The organism is Rhodococcus sp. KBS0724 (assembly GCF_005938745.2).
Taxonomy (GTDB): domain Bacteria; phylum Actinomycetota; class Actinomycetes; order Mycobacteriales; family Mycobacteriaceae; genus Rhodococcus_F.
The window spans coordinates 112,620-132,261 of record NZ_VCBX02000002.1; the positions used below are offsets into that span (position 1 = coordinate 112,620).

Consider the following 19,642-nt stretch of genomic DNA (forward strand, 5'->3'; position numbering starts at 1 on the left):
ATGATCCATCACTAGCTTGGAAACCAGCGACGACGACACGGAGCCCAAGGGCGGCGCGTCAAGGACCGTCGCAGCGCTCATACGCCATGGGCCCATGGTGTCGGCGAACAACCAGATCGTGTTGGTGGCCAACGCGATCGCGCCCGAGGCGAAGGCGCCCACGAACACCTTTGACAATCCGGTGACCAGCCGCTACGGCCGGTTAGCGCGCACCATCCCAGACAGCAGTCGCAGTCGCCGCAGCCCTGACGGCGCGAAGTACCGGACGCCGCCCTCGGTGCGCGCAGACGGGAACCGCCGCGCCGCGCCGGGCCTGAGGACCGGCTCACCGAGGACGCGGGCGATCGCGAGTTCAGTGACGGTGCGGACGCGACGCTCGACGTGGACGCCGCCGACTCCGGCGACAGAGATGAGCGCGAATTTGTGTTGGTCGCTGACATCGGCCACCACCGGCAAGGTGTCCTCGCGGCGCGGCAGATCGGTGAGGTACACGACGACGTCTTCCTCTTCGGAGGACGGATCGACCGTGTCGATGACGTCGGCGAAATCAGCTTGCTCGTCGGGCAGGTACGGTTTGCGGCGCACGCACGTCGTCCACCGGCGCGCGAGCCGGTGAGTGCTGCGCAGGCGTTTCGGCAGGTACTCCGCGATGCGTTCGGCAATTTCCGCTGGTTCGCCCGGATCCGCGATCAGCAGTACCGAGACCTGCTCACCCCCGGCACCGGAGCGCCCTCCCCGCACATGCTCGTTCGCCATCACCGCCTTCACGTACCCGCTCACTCTGCCCCCAAACTCCAGGCAGCAGGGTGCGAGTCGATCACAGCGCCGCCACGGATATCCGCGGCCAACCCGTGTCCGGTAGACATCCCCAACAGCGACCGCGAACGCTCGACGGACCTGATCGAGCTCGTCGAGCTGCTGGTGAACAGCATCGTCAACACCCCGAAGTCGTTCGAGACCGACTTCGACGAGATTGACGTCCACAAGACCGAGTTTCTGGAGGCGGAGGAGTTCGCCCGGAAGGACCTCGAGGCCGCGCGAAAGTCGGCGGCCGGCGCAGGCGCCGGGTTCACCGCGGGCGCCGCGGTCGCGAGCATTGCCCCGACAGCTGCGTTGTGGGTGGCCACCACCTTCGGCACCGCATCGACCGGCACCGCGATCTCCACTCTCTCCGGGGCCGTCGCGACCAAGGCTGCTCTGGCCTGGCTCGGAGGAGGAGCCATCGCGGCCGGAGGCGGAGGCACTGCGGCAGGCACTGCGCTACTCGCTCTCGCCGGCCCCATAGGCTGGACAGTCGCGGGGGCCACCCTCCTCGCATCCATCGCGCTGTTCACCAAGAACAAGTTCGAGAACCGCGAGGCGAAGCAGGAGGCGCTGACCGCGGTGAAGCACAACACCGCGCTCGTCCATACGATGGACGCCCAGATTGATTACCTCCTCCAGCGGACCACCTCCCTTCGCGAGCTACTCGTGCAGAGTTACAGCGAAGCGCTGAGGTGCTTCGGCCCCGACTTCCGCGCATTGCCTGCGCCCCAGCAGTCCCAGCTCGTCGCGCTGGTGAACAACACAACAGCATGCGCCGAACTGCTGAGCCAGCGCATCGAGCAGCACACCCAAGCGCATCGAGCAGCGCGCCGATGATGAGTGACGATTACTGCCTCGGCGTGGTGTGTGCTGTTCGCAGCGTCGGTCTTAGCTACACGGCGCTGCTCGTTACCTCTCCTGAGGCCCGAGATCAAGCACTGCAGTTCGCGACAGTCGACGCAACGGTGTACGGCGCGCTTGTCCTCCGCGAGAAGAGAATGTTCCGCACGATCATCTTAATAGACTGTCGCCCTTAATATTTCAAGCTGCTATCGGCGCCCCCACTGCCCCACTGTCCGTGTGGTGGCCAGCCTCTCGCGGCGCCCAGGCCGACGCCGATCGCCGCAAGCAACTCACCGAGCCACGTGCTGTCTCCGGTCCATGTTTGCGTTCGCGGCAGATGGATGTAGGCGAGAACGGCCACTTGCATCCCTTGATCGCTGTCGGTAGCCAAGGAAGCTCATGACGCCCACCCATCCACATGATTCATCCGCACCCGATATCGACGAACCGGCTGATATGCAGCTGGCGGTAGCGGCCACTGTCAAGTGACAACGGCTGAATCTAGAATCAACGAATGACGAACTCTGCCAACCCGACCACGACCACAATCGAGTAGATTACGAGTTGGTTCAGCGCCCTCGCCAGCGGTGCTCGCCGCGCGCTTTTCGTCAGCCCACACGAAGAAATCCCCCAAAAGTATGTCGACGAGATACTTCTCAAAGGCCAGAAAGTCGCTCTCCCTTGGTTTGCCGATTCGACCACGACGAAATCATTCCAATTGCCCGACGCTGTAGCCGACTATGTCAACGGACTCCACAATCCTATGGAGGCAGTGACATCGACAGCCCTCACCCGCACTCCCAGCAGGGCAGCCCCGAACACTCAACCCTGAATACAATGCCACACAAGAACTTCGCTACAACAGCATTCGACGCCCGTTCCGACAACCAGCCCTTCCTGCCGAACCAACCGACTCTCCCGAATCAGAAGCGGAACGGTTGACCACCGGTCGCAAGGATTCGCCACAACTGGCCTACCCCCGGCTATCGATCGCCGGGGCCCGCCTGGGCTGTGAGATTTGCATTCGTTCCCAGCCCAGACGAACGTGTGCAGCATGACTCAACACCATAAATGCGCCGTCAAGAACTGCGCCACAACTGCGACAAGAAGGCTCGGAGGCGACGCAAAAGGCGTCCGCCAGCTTGGACAAGTCGAACCGCCGGAAGCCTCGGTGGAGATATGGCTGTGCGACGACCACGAATTGAGCGACGCTGGCTGGGAGTGGATTTCCTGATCGGTCCGAACGATCCCGACTGGGTATCTCTGTCCACTCTTGCTCGTTATCCCCGCCCCGATCCGTCAGGTGCGGGATGTTTTGTGCGCTCAATGGGACCCGGCGGCGCGAAACCTGTGAGCGCCGCACGCCGCCGGGTGATGCGCACCGAACCCGAACGATGCGCTCCTGTCCACCGCTGGCGAAAGAGGTGGCCAGCAAGCGGACCTGTGCAGCACGTCCCGCACGCCCGAGGTCAGCGGCACAGGCAAGGCGTATCCGGTCAGGTCAGATCTAAACCTCGACATGAACAGGCCCCGCTGGACGAGTCGGGGAACGGTAATCCGGCGGGGCCTGACACCCCTCCGGAGGAGCTGTGTTTTCAACTCCTTGCGGCGGTGCGCGACGAACGTACCGGTGGAGTCTCACCGTCATTATTTACGTACCGGTAGCCGGGACCGGACGGTTGTCAGTCCAGGGACTCTTCGAGCGACCCACGATGCCCGCCCCGAGATCCTTGTGCGGGGCATTTTGTGTGTGAGGGGTGGGCCCGCCGACGCCAAACTTGTGAGCGAGCGCCGGCGGGTGCACATCGCCTTCCGATGCGATGCACTTTCCCCTTCGTCCATCTTCTGGCTGTGACCGCACGAGAAGGTGGACCTCCTGCGGCGTACCACTTTCCCGTGATCTCAGCGCCGCACCACCGGCATACCCGAACGGTGAACCTCAAACACGGATTCTGTCCCGCCCCAACATGTCAGGTGACTTGCCGGGTTGGGGGTTTGTGTATCCAACCCGGCAAGCCGATGGCCCGCCGGAAAGGTCGGGGGGACATTCCGGTGAGCCAACCCGTATATCGCCAGAACCTGTTGAGCCGTAAACCGTTCGTGGCACAGTTCACACACCCGCGCCTGATACTCGACGGCATGGCATTCGAACTCGGCACCGACGAGGGTCAACCCGGCACCGTCCTACTCCCGGACGGATCATGGGCGTACAGATGGAAAGACGCACCCGACGCAGAACTGACCTTCATGAAGAAACTCGAGTCGATCTCCACGCCAACGCCGGAGAAAAGCTGACAGCAGAAGTCCCCCATCCTCCGTGTGAGCTCGGCCTTGAAATGTCCCATGAGGACCGGTGCCCAGTAACGACCGTTGCCGAGACAGCGTCAGGTGAGACATGGTGAAGGACTAGGGGAACTCCCAGTGCAGCCAGCCCTCGTCGATGCTCGGAACCCAACCGCGACAAGGGTGTCCGTGCTCGAGCTTAGTCCGCGGCTACAAGATCGTCGCCATCGGCGACGATCAGTCTTCCGTCATCGAGTGCGACCGCCCACCGATGCACCGGAGCCCAATCGCGCCCACCGACTCCAAATCGATGACCATGTCCGCATAGTCCTCGATCACCACACCGCCGCTGCCAGGACCGCGCACAGCGACCTTGACCCTCGATCCAACACCCGTCGCTCTATTGCTTCGGCCGCTCTTTTCGTTCATTCACGGATTCTCCCCCGACCACACCCACTCGCGCGCACCGTTCGTCGCACACTCACGACGAAACTACTGTTAGTGAGGGCTGTGCGCGTAGCGGAGTGGTTCTATATCTGGTCTCAGGCGGGCAGCCCAGCAAGCAGGATCACCGAAGAGCTGCCATTTACCCGGGGCACCGATACCCCCGCCACTCACTGGAAAATATCTACAGCCATTGGGGTAGACATTCTCGGATCAGTGTTGTATCTTTTCTCTCGTAAGCAAAGAACGAAGCAACAAAGTGCGGGAAAGATGAACCACCCGCAAGCAGTACCGCAGGGCAGGGTCGCGCCGAGACCGAAAAGCTGATGTTTGTGTGTGGTCTCGGCAGCCCCTTTCAGAGCGGCTCCTGGATGTCACCACAAGTCCGGAAGCTCGAAAGAGTGCAGTTGTGTAAAGGAAGTTCAACCCAGACCCCCGGCGGCCTCTACGGCGCCGGGGGTCCCGTCCGTTTGACCGATAGAAGGCATCCCATTCGGGCAAAAACTTCTGCCAGCACGATCACGCACTGCCCGAAAAACTCGACGACGACTACCCAGACCCATCTGCGACTCGCCGGACCGGTAGCGATCCGGCGATGCTCGAAGCGGCCGATTACAGTCGAAACGCCTCCGCCGTCACGGCTTTGAGGCCGGCGTGTAGATCCGAATTCCTCCGTCGGGCCCGGTGACAGAAGACGTCGAGTCAGGCAAATCCCGCCACCTCGGGCAGCACGTCGAGGCAGTATCGAGCTTCGAGGGAGACTCGGCACGGACCTTCACCGTCGTTCCTGCGCCCTCCAGGCCCGCAGTTTTGTCAGATACTCCGTCGTCGATCTGACCATCATGTGATTCCCTGAGGCCCCGTGGCCGGCACAACATTTCCGGGATACAGACCCGGCACACAGACCGGTCCCCGGCGCCACGGGGGGGTGGGTGCGCCGGGGACCGGATGGTTGAACTGACTTGCACAATCTGCACTCTTGCGAGCTGCCGGACTCGTGGGGACGTCCGGCGGTCGCATAATAGGGTCTTCCGAGCCGTTTACATACTGGACAAACACACTTTTCGGTCTCGGTACGGCCCTGACTACGGTACTGCGTGCGGGCAGTTCATCTCCCCCGCACTTCTTGATTCGTTCCTCGCTACGACACAAAAGATACAACACACTTTTGAGAATGTCTACCCTCATCACTGTAGATATTTTCCAGTGAACACAGAGGTATATCTGACCAGGAAAAACGTGCCGACCACACGGAAGGAGAAGCTGTCCCGCAACCGGCGCGGGGTGTCACGCAGCGAAAAACCCCACAGTTCGATCGCTGCTGCACTTTCTCCTGCCCGCAACTCCCCTGACACGAGCACATCCCCCTACACATGCTTTGATAGATCGTTCATCGCCCGCCCCGACCGGGACCCGATCGCCTGCGGTTCCCCGGTTAGGGCGCGGCGACGGACCTCGAGCCTTGCCCGCGTCATGCCGCAGCGGCCGACACACAGATGAGGACTGTCATGCCCCTGAGAGGGAAATACTCGGAAAAGTACAACGACGCGCTGATCGCGCTGGCTGCGGCGTCCCAGCGGCCGGCGAACGTCGTCAATCTCGCCGGGGAATACGCCATTCGCGTCGAACTGGAATACAGCCGCTACGTCGTCGCCACCAACACACCCCAGGGACTCTCCGACGAACCCGATGCCAGCGGCTCGTGGCTCGTTCGCATCTTTCAATCCGGCCACGACGACGCACCCCACGAACTCCTCACCGAAGCCAACGATCAATGGCTCATCGACGCCTTCGATTCCGCCCTCGAACATCTCGAAACCGACGGAAACAAAATCGAAGCGGACCTAGACTTCGGCAACATCGGACAGTCCGAGGGATAAACCACAACAGCCCGGCCCAGCCCGGCCCGGCCCGGGGAAAGGATCGTTCCTCATCTACTGCCGGAGAACCCAACACAGCTGCTCGCGGCGGTGCGGTAATCATCCTCGCCCCTCGGCGGATTCGCTCAACTGGGCAACCCGCGCCGCCAGAATCGAATTTTCGGCTTCGAGTGAGAGAATCAACCGAACACCGTTGAGGTTGACGCCGGCGTCGAGCAACGCGGTGATCCGGCCCAAAGTATCCAGATCCGCTTCGCTGTACCTTCGGGTACCCCCACCTGTCCGCACCGGCGTCAACAACCCCCGCCGCTCGTACAGCCGAAGTGTCTGCGGACCCACCCCGGAGAGCTCCGCCATCACCGAAATCCCGTACACCCCGCGCCGTGAACGTGCCCCTAGCTTCTCTGTCATGGCCACTCCTTCGAGGGTCGTCATCTGGTCACGCGCCTCCAGAGCTCATGTGAAATGAAACAATCTCCTCCCTACGATACAGATTTCCTGCATCCAAGCGGACAGGATAATTTCTCGCCGCCCAGGAAGGGCACGAGATCCGAACCCTCACGCTCGGGCGTTCCCTCCGGCCACCGCAAGCGCCGCACCAGGGCAGTACCACATGCGACACGCGCGCCAAGCCCTGCGTGTGGCCTGCATTTTCGTAAAGCCGGGTAGCCATTCGTGCGTCTGCGTTGTAGTGATCGACCCAGTGCTCGTCGCCGCGTCGATCGGATTGCAGCCTCACGAAAACTGCCACCGGGCCCTGCGGCGCGGACTCTCGCGCACCGCCCTCCTTCCGATGCTGCCCTCACGGACTACGATCGACGCGTTTTTCCTGGTCAGATATACCTCTGTGTTCACTGGAAAATATCTACAGCGATGAGGGTAGACATTCTCACAAGGGTGTTGTATCTTTTGTGTCGTAGCGAGGAACGAATCAAGAAGTGCGGGGGAGATGAACTGCCCGCACGCAGTACCGTAGTCAGGGCCGTACCGAGACCGAAAAGTGTGTTTGTCCAGTATGTAAACGGCTCGGAAGACCCTAATAGGCGACGGCCGGACGTCCCCACGAGTCCAGCAGGTCGCGAGAGTGCAGATTGTGCAAGTGAGTTCAATCATCTGGCCCCCGGCGCACCCACCCCCCGTTGCGCCGGGGGCCCGCTCTTTCCCGTTCCTTGCCGTTTTTCACGCCTCGGGGGCCAGTCCAGTAAACGAAAGAGGACACCCCATTCAGGCAGAAACACCCGACAGCGCGATCAATGCTCTGTCCGGCAAATTCGACGACGAAGACTACCCGGCGTACAGCATGGGCCAGGCCGCCGACATTCTCGGTGTGCGGCAAGCGTTCCTGCGTAGTCTCGACGCCGCGAAACTCCTTACCCCGCAACGCTCCGACGGCGGGCACCGCCGATACTCCCGCTACCAACTCCGTATCGCCGCCCGCGCCCACGAACTCGTCGCCGCCGGTACCCCGCTGGAGTCGGCGTGCCGGATCATCATCCTCGAAGATCAACTCGCCGAAGCCCGCCGCATCAACGCCGAACTTCGACACACCCAACAGCAGACGAACGGACCTGGCGCCCCGCCCGACGGACCCTGATCCCCGAGCGCCGGAACCCTGCGTATTCGTACTCCGCAGTAAGGGTGGCCCGCACGGCATGGGAGGATAAGCACATCGAGATCGGGACTTCGATGTGAAACCCGGATCGATTGTGTAGGGAGTTTGTATGGCGCAGGGCATCGTGAAGTGGTTCAACGGCGAAAAGGGCTTTGGTTTCATCGCTCCCGACGACGGAACACCGGATGTGTTCGTTCACTTCTCTGAGATCTCCGGCAGCGGCTACAAGTCGCTCGAGGAGAATCAGCGTGTGGAGTTCGAGGTTGGCCAGGGCCAGAAGGGCCCCCAGGCCACCGATGTGCGCACTGTCTAGTTAAAGACCACAAGAAGAGGGCTGCACCCGCAAGGGTGTGGCCCTCTTCTTACGTCGCGGCGGCCCTTCGGGCCATCAACGAGCTTCGACACAGAGCAACCACACCCGGTGTGGCCCGAGAGCACGACAGCCGACCCGTCCAAGACAGGAATCGCGACATGACCGAGCCCACCCATCAACAACACCCGGCCATCACGCAAGTATCTTCACAGCGCCCCCGCCAACCGCGGGCAACGATCACCAAAGCAAAAATCCTCCAAGCCGCTGCGCGAGCATTCGCCTACGACGGTTATGCCGCCACCTCACTGAACGCTCTCGTTGTCGCCTCGTCATCGACGAAGGGCGCAATCTATTTCCACTTCGACTCGAAAGAAGCGATAGCTCGAGAACTCCTCGCGCACTGGTCGAGCGCGCTGCATCATGCGTACTCAGCCGTGCAGGCGTCACCGCAACAGTCCGTCGCCGAGATCAACTCATTCTTCCGGGACCTTGCGGCGTCTGTCGCAGTCAGTCCGCTCGCACGTGCCGGTCTCCGACTCGCTGCGGAAACCGGAATCGACGGCGCCCGAGAAGCATTCACCTATTGGATCGATATCACGAACCTGCTCGTTGATTCTGCGATCGAATCAGGAGAGCTCCCCGACAACTCCCTCACCCGTCAACTCGCATGGAACCTGTGCGCGGGATTCGTCGGAACCGTCACCATCATCCGAGTCATCGGAGACCAGCGCGATTTCACGACCCGGATGCAGAACCTGACCGACGCGCATCTTTCGGCATGCGCGAGTGTAGAGATGAGTTAGATAATCCGAGACCCCCATGACCGTGTGTCAGATGTACCCTGGCCGCCTCGGGAAGGATTTTAGACACGAGTTCTCGACAGAACGAGCCAAGCGCGCTGCACGCCGCTGTCGGCCGATCAGTGTGTTCACATCAGCGCGAACCTCACCCAACCTGGTTTCACCTATAACTGCAACCACCGACGCCAGGTCACGTGCAAGAGGCCTGAAGCGATGAATGCACCATCGACGATCGCGGCAACGGAAAAACCACGTTAACCGTGACAGATACCGCAGCCGCACAAGCCGAGCAGTCGACGCTGCGGCACTCGCGTCCGCGGTCCCACCGGAGTTGGCGAGCATCCTCACCGAGGTGATAGGAATCGTCGCAGCTGGCGGGGCCGTCACACTCGGCTCGATCCTGGATGGGCTCACCACCACGAACGCTGCAGGCATGCTCGACATCTCCCGTCCCACCCTGATGAAGCACATCCAATCGAGGGAAACACCAGCCCACTAGGTCGGTTCCCACACCCGACTCAAGGCCAACGATGTACTGGCATACTGCGAAGGGATGCGTGAACAACAACGTGCTGCGTTCCGGGAACTGCGCTCATTCGAAGACGACGAGGGCCTGGACTACTGACCGGCGGTCACCGCCCTGGACAGTCGTGATCTCTATCCCGCAACCGAGAATCACTGCACTCCAAGAAAATTGGCAACGACGACACAACAATCACGTCGGCACTTCGAGAACCGACATAGACGGTGCTACCGCTCATATAACGAAGGTGTGGGGGTAGACCACTCGTCCGTTCTCCTTCACCCACGTCTCATCGTCGCCGCCCCAGTTCTCGATCAACAACTCCACGGTAGGAATGTCCGCGGCGAGCGGATCATCGAACGCCGCGCGAGCATTGCTGGCACAGACCGTCGATACCGCGCCGCCGCTGTAGAGAGCGTCGATGACGAACGCCGGGGTGAACCTCCCTCCGAAATCATCGCCGCCCCGCAGAGCAGTTTCACGGCCCCGCCACCACCGACCGAGTGCACGCGCCTTCGTGATATCAACTGGCGCTTCGACATCGAGAATCGTCAACTTCTGATAGTCCGCCTCCGCCAGCTCGGCAAGCAACCGTCGACCGAGCCCCGGCCAGCTGAATGTTCCTTCCAGCACCACGTTTTCACCGATCCCGAGGCAACGCTCGGTGATAGCGTCGACGATGACCGTCGACTCCGTATGCACCAGCGTCGCGAGTTCGCGCGGCATCAACCGGTGACCGTCTGCCAGAACCTGATCGAGAAGGTCGTCGTAGAACCCCTGATCGAGTGCATCACGCAGGAGATAGTCCTTGACTCGGTCCGCGTCGACGACACGCCACCCCTGCCCGGCCAACTCCCGGCGTTCGATACTCGAACTCTTTCCCGCCGCCGGCGGCCCAGCCGTCGCGAGCGCCAAGAACTGCCGCCCCACGGCGACGTCGGTTTGCTCGGACAGGTACATCTCGACGATGTTCATGCGAGTTCTGCTGCGCGATAATGCATCCCGGGCGCGGGTCGAGGAGCGCGGACCGTTCTTGTCCAACGGTTGCCCTGGGATGCACCATGCTTCGAGTTGAGCTGCGACCGCCTCCAAAAGTTCAGAGTGCATTCGCCTGCGCACGCCCCTTCGCCGTGGCCTCGAACAGTACGCGGCGATCGTCGTCAGTGAGAAGATCACCCGCACGTTCGATCTGATCCCACGACCCACGCACATACGATTCACCGATCGGGTCATCGGAGGCGATATGGCCGAACGTGTAATCCCAGTCGCGGAGTTCGTTCATCATCTGTTCGTGGCTGATACGGCCGGCCGCATGTTCGAGCATCACCTCACGCGGACTCCGATCACGAGCGGCAGGATTGAGGCGCAGCTTCTTCAAAATCCGGCTCACCTCGGGTTGCGCGACACCGAGCATCACCGCGATCGTGCGTTGGGGGACGTTCTCGCCGGTTGCCTTGCCCACCGCGCGCAAAAGCTTGAGTTGCAGCAGTTCCTTCTCCGCCGGGATAGCCCGCAGGTCCCGCTCGATGCCGTAATCGATGGTCATCGCCATCTCCCTCCAACTGCAGTTATACCAAATAGTATCACCTTGCGGCGCCTTAGCGGGTGATGCCCAGCGCCCCGCACCCCACCGACTGATACCCCGACGCTCCCGCAGCTGGCATCAGTTGCGACAACACCGCGCAGGCACGCCGTTCACCCTTGCGACGGGCGGCAGATCCGGATCGACCGCGAGATCAGCCGGGGTGTGTCCCGGCAGGCGGTGACGGCGTCAGAGCATAGGCCCTACCGACAACGCCAATGCCGCCCCGGATCCGGGGCGGCGTTGGTTATTTTCACGGATGCGGCCGAACAGTGCCGGCCGAGCATTGAACTGAGAGGTCACCTGGCGATGAGGCGCCGCTCACCACTCGTTTTGAGCTGAGCCAATCTCTTGATCTGAGGCTTCGACGCCCTCTTCAGCTTCTTGTCGATGATCAACTTGGCCCGCGCCGCATTGATCCGCGCGTCAGTGACATGTGCAGCGCCCTGTGGTGTCGAGTCCGTCATGACTGTTCCTTCCGAGTCTTCACTGTCAGTATCGCCCAAGGCGAGCGCTTCTCAACAATGACGTCCGCGGCGGCCGGCTCATCCGGACCTGCAAGAGCATGCACCGGCCCCAGCAGCAAAGTTATCCACAGTGACTTTGTCGCCCGAACCCACTGCCGTCGACACTGAGCACAACATCGCCCCGGCAGAAACGGACACCACCTCACATGTCCCCCGCACCAACACCATTCGGCCGCCGACCTACCAGAAAGACGGATTCGAGCCGCCGCATATTAGCGCTCGGGCTCGGCATATCCACTCTCGGAGCGGGAACCCTGGCGCTCACGGTTCCCACACTCGCATCCGCGACGACGCCGGGGTGCACCGACGTACTTGCAGTGATGACCCCCGGGACGTGGGAGACAACGTCCGACGCCGATCCCAGCGTTCCTGTCGGGATGCTCGCACCGGTGGGCAATTCGCTGAAAACGACGTACGGCGACAATGTCGAGCTGTTCTACACCCCGTACGCTGCTTCGGCGTTCGATCAAGGAAAAACCTACGGCGACAGCAAGGAAACGGCAATTGACGCCATCAACGACAAAGTAAGCACTGTCGCCGCGAACTGCCCCCACACAACATTCATCTTCTCCGGCTACTCCCAAGGCGCGGATGCCACCGGAGACATCGCCTCCGCCATCGGCAACGGCAAAGGCCCGATCAGCTCCGACAAGGTCCTCGCCGTCGGCCTACTCGCGGACCCCGGCCGAGGAACAGACGGTGAATCCGTCGTCGGCCCATCCGCCACCGGAACCGGAATCGCAGACCCCCGCCCCCACGGAATGGGCACGCTCGCAGGACGAGTCGCGACCATCTGCGACCCCCAAGACCTTTACTGCTCGATCGACAAAAGCCGCAACAGTCTTCTCGGTGCGCTCGGAACCGTCCTGAGTAAGTCGCCCGGCGCATCCACCAACTTCCCCGTCGTCGGCGGCGGCTCACGTCTCGCGACGGCACTGACGTCCGATTTCTCCCACGCCAACCTGAGCGGCATCGGCGCCGACGTTGCAGGCCTCGCAGCAGCGCTCAACCCTCCCGCGCGGCAATCTGTCAACGTCTCCAGCGTCGCCCACAGCGCGACAGCACTGCTGGGCACCTTGAGCCCGTTGGCGGAGCTTCTCACGTCCGAGGCTGCGAACCCAGCATCGACGAGCACCCTGTCCAACGCACCTGCAGGTACTGCGGAGAACGCCGCCAACCAAGTACTCGTAAACACCCACGCCTCGAATCTCCCCGGTGCGTTGTCAAACGTAAACAGGATCGCGGCCGCTGCAACGCAATTGATCGACACAGGGAACACATCCCTGGCGACAAGCTCACCGGAAGCCGGCGCGCTCGCCGCCACCGCCGCGGCACTAGGCAACCAGGTAGCACCTTTGGTCACCACACCGCCGGACGTCCTCGGCCAAGCATCTAGAGTGCTGGCAGTTCTCAAGCCGCGGGTCGTGGTCGATCAAGTCCTCAACATCGCCACCGGCATCACCTCCATCAACTACCCCGCAATCCTGAATGATCTCGCGATGCTGCCGCAGAAAGTGGCCGCTCTCGACGTCGCCGGAGCCCACCAGATCGCAGGAGATCTCAACAACCAGTTCGCACCACTGGTGACAATGGCCGCCGACGTCGACCTCACATGGATCTCGCAGATCCTCACCGCCATCCCGGACCCGACCGGCACCGCGCAGATCGCGGCCGCCGTCTGCAATATCCTCTCCAGGGTCGACATCACCCGCATCGCCAACAACGTCGGGCAGATCCAAGAAGTTGCCTGGTCGGTTCTCGAAGGAAACCCGGCCGCACTCGCCGGACTGCTCCCGATCGGGCTCGACCTCGCCTCTGCCGCAACAACAATGCTCACCGGCACAGCAACCAAAACCGACACATCACTACTGGGCAAAGAAAGTTCTCCATCCGTCTCGTCCACCCAGATCAGCCGCCGAACCCAGAACATGGACCTGCGCGGACTAACCCGCTCCCTGACCGCGATGGCCGGAACACAAGACGCAGAAGACTTAACAGCACTCGTCGGCCAAGGACTCGACGCCGCCGCATTCGTCGCCTCCGGCGCACACACCAACTACACACAACTCACCGTCGACAACACCGGCCGCAACGCAATCCAATGGCTCACCGACTGGTTCGCACTCCAAATCCAACACGCGCGATAGTCGATCTGAACCAGCACCAGCTCGACCGCTGGACCTCCATCAACGGGCACCGAACCTGCCGGATCACCGGTTTCGTTCTCTGGCTACGCCAACGCGGAATTATCGGTGACGCCGCCGTGCCGCACAGGCCATCGGCATTTCCCACCGAGGTCGCGGACGCGCGATGAACACGCACGAAGAATCCGGCGACTTCACCGACGCCACCCTCGAACTGCCGCTACGTGTCGCCGGACTTCTGTTGCTGCTGTACGGGATCCCTCTCACCCGAATCCTCGCACTCAGCACCAGCGCCGTCGAGCAACGAGGAAACGAAACCAGCATCATTTTTGCTCGCAACCCGGTTCAGCTGCCACCGACAGTCGCAACTTTGGTGGATGAACTGGTAGCAACTGCCATCACCCATCCTTTGGCTAGAAAGACAGGTTCGCCATTCTTGTTTCCCAGTCCCACCGTGCCCGGGACGGCTCGCCACGCCCGTCCGGCGGGGTGGCGATGTCCGACTTCGATATCCCGGTCAGGATCAGTCGCAACTCCGCTCTCCATATTCTCACCGAAGATCTCCCTGCCCCGGTGGTCGCCGAGCTGCTCGGTTCGCATATCCATGCCGTCAGTCGGTGGGCCAACTATGCTCGCCGCGACTGGGCGCGCTACCTCGATGCCCGAACCAACTGGCCGAATCGAAGGTAGTCATCTACTTATTGGAGTGTGATCCGGCAGGCTGGATCAGACGCCCTATTGGAACCCGGCGAGGAACGCTGCACCTCGGAGCGGGAGTTGGCGAACGATCTGTTCGACGTCAGCAGCGAATTCTGGTGCATGCGGACTTTGAGTCACAGAAAAAGCCAATACACCGAGTGCGACAGTACTGTGAAGACCTCTGGCTTGTTCGGGAGTTAGGAGAGAAAAATGTGTGCTGCCGCCAAAGTTGCCTCGTCGGTGATGCAAGTAGCCACCTGGATCGGTCGGTGAGTTACTACTGCGACGTGTTTTCCTGCCGTGTCGCACTGCGTGAACGCGATGCGGTGCTTCTCCTGACGCCGGATGATTTTCAGATCTACATGTATGTGCAAAAGGGCGCATCCCGGCGCAACATGAGCAACATCGGCGTCCACTACGTCATGTGGTCCGCTGATACAGAAGAGGAACTTACGCGGATCAGTGAGCGTCTACGCGCATACGATGCCTCCACCTTCACCCAGACAGTCGGTGGAGTGACCTTCGTCGACGGCTGCGATCCTGACGGCATCCGCGTCATCGTCGCCCACCCGGGCCCCGAGCAACTACCCCGAGAGCTGATCGCACAACGATTTCACGGATAACTTGCCCGTCGACCGCGGGTAGCGGTGCGTTGGTCTAGTCAGTCCTCGCTGCTCACACGGTCACCGATCCACTCCAGGAGGTCGGGATCGGATGACGTCAGGCGCTCTAATTCCTCGCCCCCGTCGCAGCGTCGTAGTGAGATCGTGATCGATGTGGAGGTGCGCCGTAGAACCCGCCACGTCGCTCCGGAGTCGGACCATCGCGAAAGCGTCTCCACCGGTTGCTCTTCCGTCATGTCGGCTCCGCTCAGGTGTTGGCCCAGCTGTCGGGCCCGAAGACCTCGTAGTGGATATTCTGTGCCGGGACGTCCCTTTCGAGCAGCGATGCGCGCATCGCCAACATAAACGGCATCGGCCCGCAAAGGAAGGCTTGGGTATTGGGCTCCACTGCAATGTCTTGCAAATCCGCCCGTCCTTCGTGAACCGATCCGAACGCAACGTGCGTGCCGAGATCCTCGTACCACCGGTGCAATGTTGCGGCCGGGATCTTGCCGACCAGCGTGCTGAGTTCTGCGCGGTGAGCATGATCGGCGATGGATCGATCAGCATGAATGACAGAGACCGAACGCTCAGCGCGGGTGTCCACGAGATGATTGAGCATGCCGATCATCGGTGTGCATCCGATTCCGGCAGATGCGAGCAGCAGTGGTGAGTTGTCATCCGGCATCATCAGATCGCCGAACGGTGTGGTTACCGACAGCTCGGAACCTTCGAACGTGTTGTTGTAGAGGAAGTTCGACACTTCACCGTCGGGCGTGCCCGAAATTCTCTTCACGCTGATTCGCCAGTCGGCACTGCTCGGCACGGAACACAGGCTATATTGCCGGATCTGGCGAGCGCCGTCGGGAAGGATGACGCCGACTGAAAGATACTGTCCGGGAGCGAATGTGGGGAGCGCGCTGCCGTCGAGTGAAGTGAGGGTGAGTGACACGGTATCGGCGGACTGCAATACCCGTTCGGTGATTCGCACCGTCCGCCAGACGTCGCCGGCTGCGACTCCGGCGAGTTGGTAGAGGCCTCGCTCCATCGCGATGAGGGTTTCCGCCATCAGCCAGTAGACCTCGTTCCAGGCTGCTGCGACGTCGGGAGTGACTGCATCGCCGAGTATTTCGACGATCGCCGCAAAGAGGTGTTCATGCACGATCGCATACTGGTCAGGGGTAATCCCCAGCGACGCATGCTTGTGCGCGATACGCGAAAGGATGAGATCAACCTTGGCGCTGTCAGGTTCGAGCTGCAATGTCGCGAATGCCGCGATGGCGCCCGCCAGCGCCTTCTGCTGTTCGCCCTGCTTCTGATTGCCGCGATTGAACAGATCGCGTTCTAGTTCGGGATGGGCGTCGAACATCGTGCGGTAGAACAGGGTTGTGATATCGCCGATGGCGGCGCCGACCACGGGAAGAGTGACGCGAATGACCTCGGTTGACTGTGGGGAAAGCATGAGCTGCTCCGTTCGGTCGAAATTGACGTTGATCAGCTTGCTTCGTCGCTCCGAGTGGTGAGGCGAAGCAGAACAGTTTTGGACGGCTGCCGGATGACGTCTTCGATCGTGACCGCGTCGAGCGAAATGAAAAACGCTTCCTGAGCGTCGCGCAATGCACTCCTAAGGAGGCAACCCCCGCGCAGCGGGCACGGCTTGTCGCCTTCGCAGTCGACGACCTCGCCCGACCCTTCCAGGCGTCTGGCCAGCCAGCCGATGGTGGCGGTGCGGCCGAGTTCGGTGATGGAAAGACCACCGCCGCGGCCGCGCCTAGTTGTCACGATGCCCAACTCGCCGAGCCGTGTAACCACCTTGGTGGCATGGGAATACGACACGTTGAGCTGCTCCGCAATTACCCGGGTACTGGGGGAAGCATCGGCGTCGAGTACGGCCAACCGCATGACGACACGCAATCCCAGATCGGTGAACTGCGTCAGTTGCATGACCTGAACCTACATAATTCACATCTGAGATGACTATTTATGTGAGGGGGATCTCAACCAAGGCCCAACGCACCACGTCGACATAGTCGAGAAACGCTGTGAAGCGGCACCGATCGTGCAAAATTTGGTTTGTTGCCGAAAGGTCGAATCGGCCACATCGTCCACGTAATGCGCTCTCAGAGGGCGGAGGCAAAACCGTACCGTCGACGCATTTCCTTGATGGCGACGACGTCGTCCGCGCTGAAACTCGTTGCAGCTGACCATTGCAGCGCTTGCGCGTAGTCCTCTCGCCACTGGACGATCTCACGTGCCGTGAGGCGAGTGACAGTCGGTTTCTGCCCCTCGGCTGCGGGTTCGAATTGGGCCAGAAACACGGCGAGCAATGCGGCTTCGCGCCGACACGTGTTCGTCATGGTGCCACCGCTTTGACGCTGATACCGGCAACGCGGATCGGTGCTGCAATGATCCCGCAAGCGTCGATCGGATCTCGGTGAGGCCGATCAATGCGTCGAACGCAACCACGAACAAATGATGTACAGGGACTTTCGATCCGGAAATGCACTGTGCTACATAGTTTCATTGCAGATGGAGCTCCATTCGGCCCCGACCTAATGAAGACGAAACAACATTCAAGTAACTCACCGTAACAGTACGATTCAGATTATCGTTAACCTTAAGCTACCGACGGTTCGCTCACCGTACATCGCACTTGAACGACAACTGTCAACGGGGGGGTAACGACGATGGACTGGATCTGGAATCAGTCCGCCGCCGAAGTCCGTCGTATATTTTTTGCGTCGAGCGACTCACCAACGGTCACGCTTGAGATCGCACGTGTGGGCATCGGCCCCATGTTGCGCGGTTCTGTCCGCCACGTTATTCTGCCGAAGGTTTTGTGGGCCCGTAATCGGCGGTGTAGGCGGATCGGTGGAGTCAACCATCGGTGACATCAGACGCTGTAAGCGACACCGGCGAGATACCGGTGCGCAAAATTGTTCGATGACCTGACCCTACTCACCACCATTAGCCGGAAAGTCGGCTTACCTGGTTTTTGTTGACTACCGCGTCGCATCTCGGAGCGTATATGCGGACACGTCGGGAACGATCCATTCCTAGCCGACTTCCTCGATCGGGAGAACATCGAGGACGATGTCCGGATCCAGCGGTATTTCTCCCAAGATCCGGGGAACTCGCGTGCCTGTACCAGGAGGCGATGGGCTGCGCTCGTCCCAGCTGATCGAGACCCCCGCAGCAAGGAGGGCATCCTGATCGATAACCACCACTACCAGTGGAAGTCGGAGGTCTCCGTACACTGTCGCGAGAACATACTCGAGATCCCCAGCAGTGGCAGCGTGGATAAAGCCGGCGAAAATGGATCGGGCCAGCGCCTTTGTCAAAGTTGAGGCGCATGTGTCGGACTTCGCCGCCTGACGGTCGAGATTGATGAACTCGCCGCCGAGATCACTTCCCGGACCACCGTGCTGGCGCCGTCCTTGCTGGCGATCCCGGGCTGCGGCGCGTTGACCGCGGCGAAGATCATCGGTGAGACCGCGCAGGTCGGCCGATTCCACTCCAAGGATGCGTTCGCCCGCCACAACGCCGGCCGCGCCGTTACCAGTGTGGTCGTCGAATCATGCGCGACATCGTCTCTCGCGCACAGGGAACCGGCAAATCAATGCAGGTATTCACCGGATCGCTCTGACTCAAGCACGGTGCCACGCACCCGCCCGCGAGTTGCTCGACCGACGCCGAAAGAACGGTGACGGAGGTATGGAAGCACTTCGGGTTCTCAAGCGTCGACTTTCCGATGTCGTCTTCCGTGCCATGGTCGTAGACCAGTCACTGACGGTCATCGACGCTGCTGCCTGACAGAGGAGCTAGAAACAGTCCCGAGCTACGCGGATCGACCAGGTTCGGTGTCGCGTCAACTCTGGCTTGTGGTGATGAATGAGAATCAGGTCGCCACGTGTGACCGACCTGCAAACGTTCGTGCAGGTCAGGACTTCAGCTTTCGCTGCGGTCTGGTCAGTGTGGCGACCTGGTGCTCGTCGCGATTTCGATGGTATCCGAAGGTTCCGACATGATTGAGGCTGCCAGTATTGGGCGGTGTTCGGCCAGTTGCGGCAAAATGATGTGGACGTTGTTGTCGAGGTGTGATGCGGGGGCTTTTGTGGGCAAAGATTCTTACAGTGCATCGGATTTGGTTGCGCTGGGTTATGCGAGCGAGCGTTTAACTTCGATGTTCGGGGAGCCCGAGTCCGTTGATGGGGAGTCTCATTGGGATGTGGAGACCGTCTTCGCGGTTGAACGTGATGTCTTAGCTCCTGCTGCACGGGTGATGTTTGATGCGTTTGCTCCGGAGTGGAATACCCGGTTGAGTATGCAGGCCGCAAATCTGTCGTTGGGGTGGCCTCAGATGGAGCAGATGCTTTCGCGGGTGATGTTGAGGGATTCGTGACGGTACACGTGCTCCGGTCTAATCGAGATTTCGTCCGCCCCGCGGTTCAGTTCATAGCTATGAAGATTTGATCTTCGAACTGCGTGTAGCGCGCTTTCATAGTCTGCGCTAATTCATCTTCGAGTCTGACTGCCAGCGTGCATGTTTCGCCTGCGAGTCGGGAAGTGCGATCAGTCGCATTCAG

Annotated in this window: 21 protein-coding genes and 3 pseudogenes; 12 read left to right on the forward strand and 12 right to left on the reverse strand. The window is 61.0% G+C overall.

From position 1 onward, the window contains the following. Positions 1-56: 56 nt before the first annotated feature. Positions 57-759 (reverse strand): annotated as a pseudogene (locus tag FFI94_RS31415) (hypothetical protein); the annotation flags it as partial. On the opposite strand from FFI94_RS31415, the gene FFI94_RS31420 reads away from it, so the two are divergent. Next, positions 742-1,641: a hypothetical protein gene (locus tag FFI94_RS31420; RefSeq protein ID WP_260684544.1), complete on the forward strand. Its 900-nt coding sequence runs from the start codon at positions 742-744 to the stop codon at positions 1,639-1,641. The pseudogene FFI94_RS31415 and the gene FFI94_RS31420 sit on opposite strands and share 18 nt — an antisense overlap. A 196-nt stretch (positions 1,642-1,837) precedes the next feature. Here the strand turns inward: FFI94_RS31420 and FFI94_RS31425 are convergent, their stop codons facing one another. Beyond that, entirely contained in the window at positions 1,838-2,038 is a 201-nt protein-coding gene (locus tag FFI94_RS31425; protein WP_138873834.1) for a hypothetical protein, read from the reverse strand. 1,661 nt (positions 2,039-3,699) lie between these two features. Between FFI94_RS31425 and FFI94_RS31430 the strand changes: the two genes are divergently transcribed. Continuing rightward, positions 3,700-3,942 (forward strand): hypothetical protein, encoded by a 243-nt coding sequence (locus FFI94_RS31430; protein ID WP_138873835.1) that lies wholly within the window; start codon positions 3,700-3,702, stop codon positions 3,940-3,942. Between the two features lie 187 nt (positions 3,943-4,129). Here the strand turns inward: FFI94_RS31430 and FFI94_RS31435 are convergent. Beyond that, a pseudogene (locus FFI94_RS31435) lies at positions 4,130-4,359 on the reverse strand (hypothetical protein). Between the two features lie 1,523 nt (positions 4,360-5,882). Here FFI94_RS31435 and FFI94_RS31440 point away from each other — a divergent pair. Further along, a complete protein-coding gene (locus tag FFI94_RS31440; protein ID WP_138873836.1) occupies positions 5,883-6,254 on the forward strand; it encodes a hypothetical protein in 372 nt (123 codons plus the stop codon). A gap of 99 nt (positions 6,255-6,353) precedes the next feature. On the opposite strand, the gene FFI94_RS31445 is transcribed toward FFI94_RS31440, so the two are convergent. Continuing rightward, a complete protein-coding gene (locus FFI94_RS31445) occupies positions 6,354-6,665 on the reverse strand; it encodes a MerR family transcriptional regulator (protein ID WP_138873837.1) in 312 nt (103 codons plus the stop codon). An 889-nt stretch (positions 6,666-7,554) separates the two neighbouring features. Between FFI94_RS31445 and FFI94_RS31450 the strand changes: the two genes are divergently transcribed. The 4 genes from FFI94_RS31450 to FFI94_RS31465 all read left to right on the forward strand — a co-directional run bounded on the left by FFI94_RS31450 (position 7,555) and on the right by FFI94_RS31465 (position 9,478). Continuing rightward, positions 7,555-7,848, forward strand: a complete 294-nt coding sequence (locus tag FFI94_RS31450; RefSeq protein ID WP_138874091.1) for a MerR family transcriptional regulator — start codon at positions 7,555-7,557, stop codon at positions 7,846-7,848. Between the two features lie 127 nt (positions 7,849-7,975). Further along, positions 7,976-8,179 (forward strand): cold-shock protein, encoded by a 204-nt coding sequence (locus tag FFI94_RS31455; RefSeq protein WP_138873838.1) that lies wholly within the window; start codon positions 7,976-7,978, stop codon positions 8,177-8,179. Positions 8,180-8,337: 158 nt separating this feature from the next. Beyond that, positions 8,338-8,982 (forward strand): TetR/AcrR family transcriptional regulator, encoded by a 645-nt coding sequence (locus tag FFI94_RS31460; protein ID WP_138873839.1) that lies wholly within the window; start codon positions 8,338-8,340, stop codon positions 8,980-8,982. Positions 8,983-9,196: 214 nt separating this feature from the next. After that, the gene (locus tag FFI94_RS31465; protein ID WP_260684545.1) at positions 9,197-9,478 is read left to right on the forward strand and encodes a hypothetical protein; all 282 of its coding nucleotides are present in this window, start codon (positions 9,197-9,199) and stop codon (positions 9,476-9,478) included. A gap of 258 nt (positions 9,479-9,736) precedes the next feature. Here the strand turns inward: FFI94_RS31465 and FFI94_RS31470 are convergent, their stop codons facing one another. The 3 genes from FFI94_RS31470 to FFI94_RS33905 all read right to left on the reverse strand — a co-directional run bounded on the left by FFI94_RS31470 (position 9,737) and on the right by FFI94_RS33905 (position 11,551). After that, positions 9,737-10,477 carry a zeta toxin family protein gene (locus tag FFI94_RS31470; RefSeq protein WP_260684546.1) on the reverse strand — a complete coding sequence of 247 codons (741 nt, stop codon included), beginning with the start codon at positions 10,475-10,477 and terminating at the stop codon, positions 9,737-9,739. 121 nt (positions 10,478-10,598) lie between these two features. After that, on the reverse strand, positions 10,599-11,054 hold the full coding sequence (locus FFI94_RS31475; protein ID WP_138873841.1) for a hypothetical protein: 456 nt from the start codon (positions 11,052-11,054) through the stop codon (positions 10,599-10,601). A gap of 329 nt (positions 11,055-11,383) precedes the next feature. Continuing rightward, the gene (locus tag FFI94_RS33905; protein ID WP_185993464.1) at positions 11,384-11,551 is read right to left on the reverse strand and encodes a hypothetical protein; all 168 of its coding nucleotides are present in this window, start codon (positions 11,549-11,551) and stop codon (positions 11,384-11,386) included. A gap of 206 nt (positions 11,552-11,757) precedes the next feature. On the opposite strand from FFI94_RS33905, the gene FFI94_RS31480 reads away from it, so the two are divergent. The 3 genes and pseudogenes from FFI94_RS31480 (at position 11,758) to FFI94_RS31490 (ending at position 15,077) form a co-directional block, all read left to right on the forward strand. Beyond that, positions 11,758-13,758, forward strand: coding sequence for a cutinase family protein (locus tag FFI94_RS31480; RefSeq protein WP_138873842.1), 2,001 nt, complete (start codon positions 11,758-11,760; stop codon positions 13,756-13,758). Between the two features lie 492 nt (positions 13,759-14,250). Further along, positions 14,251-14,445 (forward strand): hypothetical protein, encoded by a 195-nt coding sequence (locus FFI94_RS31485; protein WP_144298309.1) that lies wholly within the window; start codon positions 14,251-14,253, stop codon positions 14,443-14,445. 219 nt (positions 14,446-14,664) lie between these two features. Then, positions 14,665-15,077 (forward strand): annotated as a pseudogene (locus tag FFI94_RS31490) (VOC family protein). Positions 15,078-15,115: 38 nt separating this feature from the next. On the opposite strand, the gene FFI94_RS31495 reads toward FFI94_RS31490, so the two are convergent. From FFI94_RS31495 to FFI94_RS31515, 5 genes are all read right to left on the reverse strand, one after another. Further along, positions 15,116-15,313 carry a hypothetical protein gene (locus FFI94_RS31495; protein ID WP_138873844.1) on the reverse strand — a complete coding sequence of 66 codons (198 nt, stop codon included), beginning with the start codon at positions 15,311-15,313 and terminating at the stop codon, positions 15,116-15,118. Between the two features lie 11 nt (positions 15,314-15,324). Then, positions 15,325-16,518, reverse strand: a complete 1,194-nt coding sequence (locus FFI94_RS31500) for a globin domain-containing protein (RefSeq protein WP_138873845.1) — start codon at positions 16,516-16,518, stop codon at positions 15,325-15,327. A gap of 32 nt (positions 16,519-16,550) precedes the next feature. After that, entirely contained in the window at positions 16,551-17,000 is a 450-nt protein-coding gene (locus tag FFI94_RS31505) for an Rrf2 family transcriptional regulator (RefSeq protein ID WP_138873846.1), read from the reverse strand. Positions 17,001-17,176: 176 nt separating this feature from the next. Then, positions 17,177-17,413, reverse strand: a complete 237-nt coding sequence (locus FFI94_RS31510) for a hypothetical protein (protein WP_138873847.1) — start codon at positions 17,411-17,413, stop codon at positions 17,177-17,179. Between the two features lie 699 nt (positions 17,414-18,112). Further along, positions 18,113-18,571 carry a DUF952 domain-containing protein gene (locus FFI94_RS31515; RefSeq protein ID WP_260684548.1) on the reverse strand — a complete coding sequence of 153 codons (459 nt, stop codon included), beginning with the start codon at positions 18,569-18,571 and terminating at the stop codon, positions 18,113-18,115. On the opposite strand from FFI94_RS31515, the gene FFI94_RS34840 reads away from it, so the two are divergent. Next, entirely contained in the window at positions 18,479-18,763 is a 285-nt protein-coding gene (locus FFI94_RS34840; RefSeq protein ID WP_397495598.1) for a transposase, read from the forward strand. The two genes, FFI94_RS31515 and FFI94_RS34840, sit on opposite strands and share 93 nt — an antisense overlap. Positions 18,764-19,080: 317 nt before the next feature. After that, complete coding sequence (locus FFI94_RS31525) at positions 19,081-19,458, forward strand: hypothetical protein (RefSeq protein ID WP_260684549.1); 378 nt, start codon at positions 19,081-19,083, stop codon at positions 19,456-19,458. Positions 19,459-19,642: the final 184 nt, after the last annotated feature.

Coding starts and splice junctions, on each gene's coding strand:
- FFI94_RS31525 (WP_260684549.1), top strand. CDS start 19,081: ATGATTGAGGCTGCCAGTATTGGGCGGTGTTCGGCCAGTTGCGGCAAA.
- FFI94_RS31445 (WP_138873837.1), bottom strand. CDS start 6,665: ATGACAGAGAAGCTAGGGGCACGTTCACGGCGCGGGGTGTACGGGATT.
- FFI94_RS31505 (WP_138873846.1), bottom strand. CDS start 17,000: ATGCAACTGACGCAGTTCACCGATCTGGGATTGCGTGTCGTCATGCGG.
- FFI94_RS31495 (WP_138873844.1), bottom strand. CDS start 15,313: ATGACGGAAGAGCAACCGGTGGAGACGCTTTCGCGATGGTCCGACTCC.
- FFI94_RS31510 (WP_138873847.1), bottom strand. CDS start 17,413: ATGACGAACACGTGTCGGCGCGAAGCCGCATTGCTCGCCGTGTTTCTG.
- FFI94_RS31475 (WP_138873841.1), bottom strand. CDS start 11,054: ATGGCGATGACCATCGATTACGGCATCGAGCGGGACCTGCGGGCTATC.
- FFI94_RS31470 (WP_260684546.1), bottom strand. CDS start 10,477: ATGAACATCGTCGAGATGTACCTGTCCGAGCAAACCGACGTCGCCGTG.
- FFI94_RS31455 (WP_138873838.1), top strand. CDS start 7,976: ATGGCGCAGGGCATCGTGAAGTGGTTCAACGGCGAAAAGGGCTTTGGT.
- FFI94_RS31420 (WP_260684544.1), top strand. CDS start 742: ATGCTCGTTCGCCATCACCGCCTTCACGTACCCGCTCACTCTGCCCCC.
- FFI94_RS33905 (WP_185993464.1), bottom strand. CDS start 11,551: ATGACGGACTCGACACCACAGGGCGCTGCACATGTCACTGACGCGCGG.
- FFI94_RS31480 (WP_138873842.1), top strand. CDS start 11,758: ATGTCCCCCGCACCAACACCATTCGGCCGCCGACCTACCAGAAAGACG.
- FFI94_RS31500 (WP_138873845.1), bottom strand. CDS start 16,518: ATGCTTTCCCCACAGTCAACCGAGGTCATTCGCGTCACTCTTCCCGTG.
- FFI94_RS31460 (WP_138873839.1), top strand. CDS start 8,338: ATGACCGAGCCCACCCATCAACAACACCCGGCCATCACGCAAGTATCT.
- FFI94_RS31485 (WP_144298309.1), top strand. CDS start 14,251: ATGTCCGACTTCGATATCCCGGTCAGGATCAGTCGCAACTCCGCTCTC.
- FFI94_RS31450 (WP_138874091.1), top strand. CDS start 7,555: ATGGGCCAGGCCGCCGACATTCTCGGTGTGCGGCAAGCGTTCCTGCGT.
- FFI94_RS31440 (WP_138873836.1), top strand. CDS start 5,883: ATGCCCCTGAGAGGGAAATACTCGGAAAAGTACAACGACGCGCTGATC.
- FFI94_RS31465 (WP_260684545.1), top strand. CDS start 9,197: ATGCACCATCGACGATCGCGGCAACGGAAAAACCACGTTAACCGTGAC.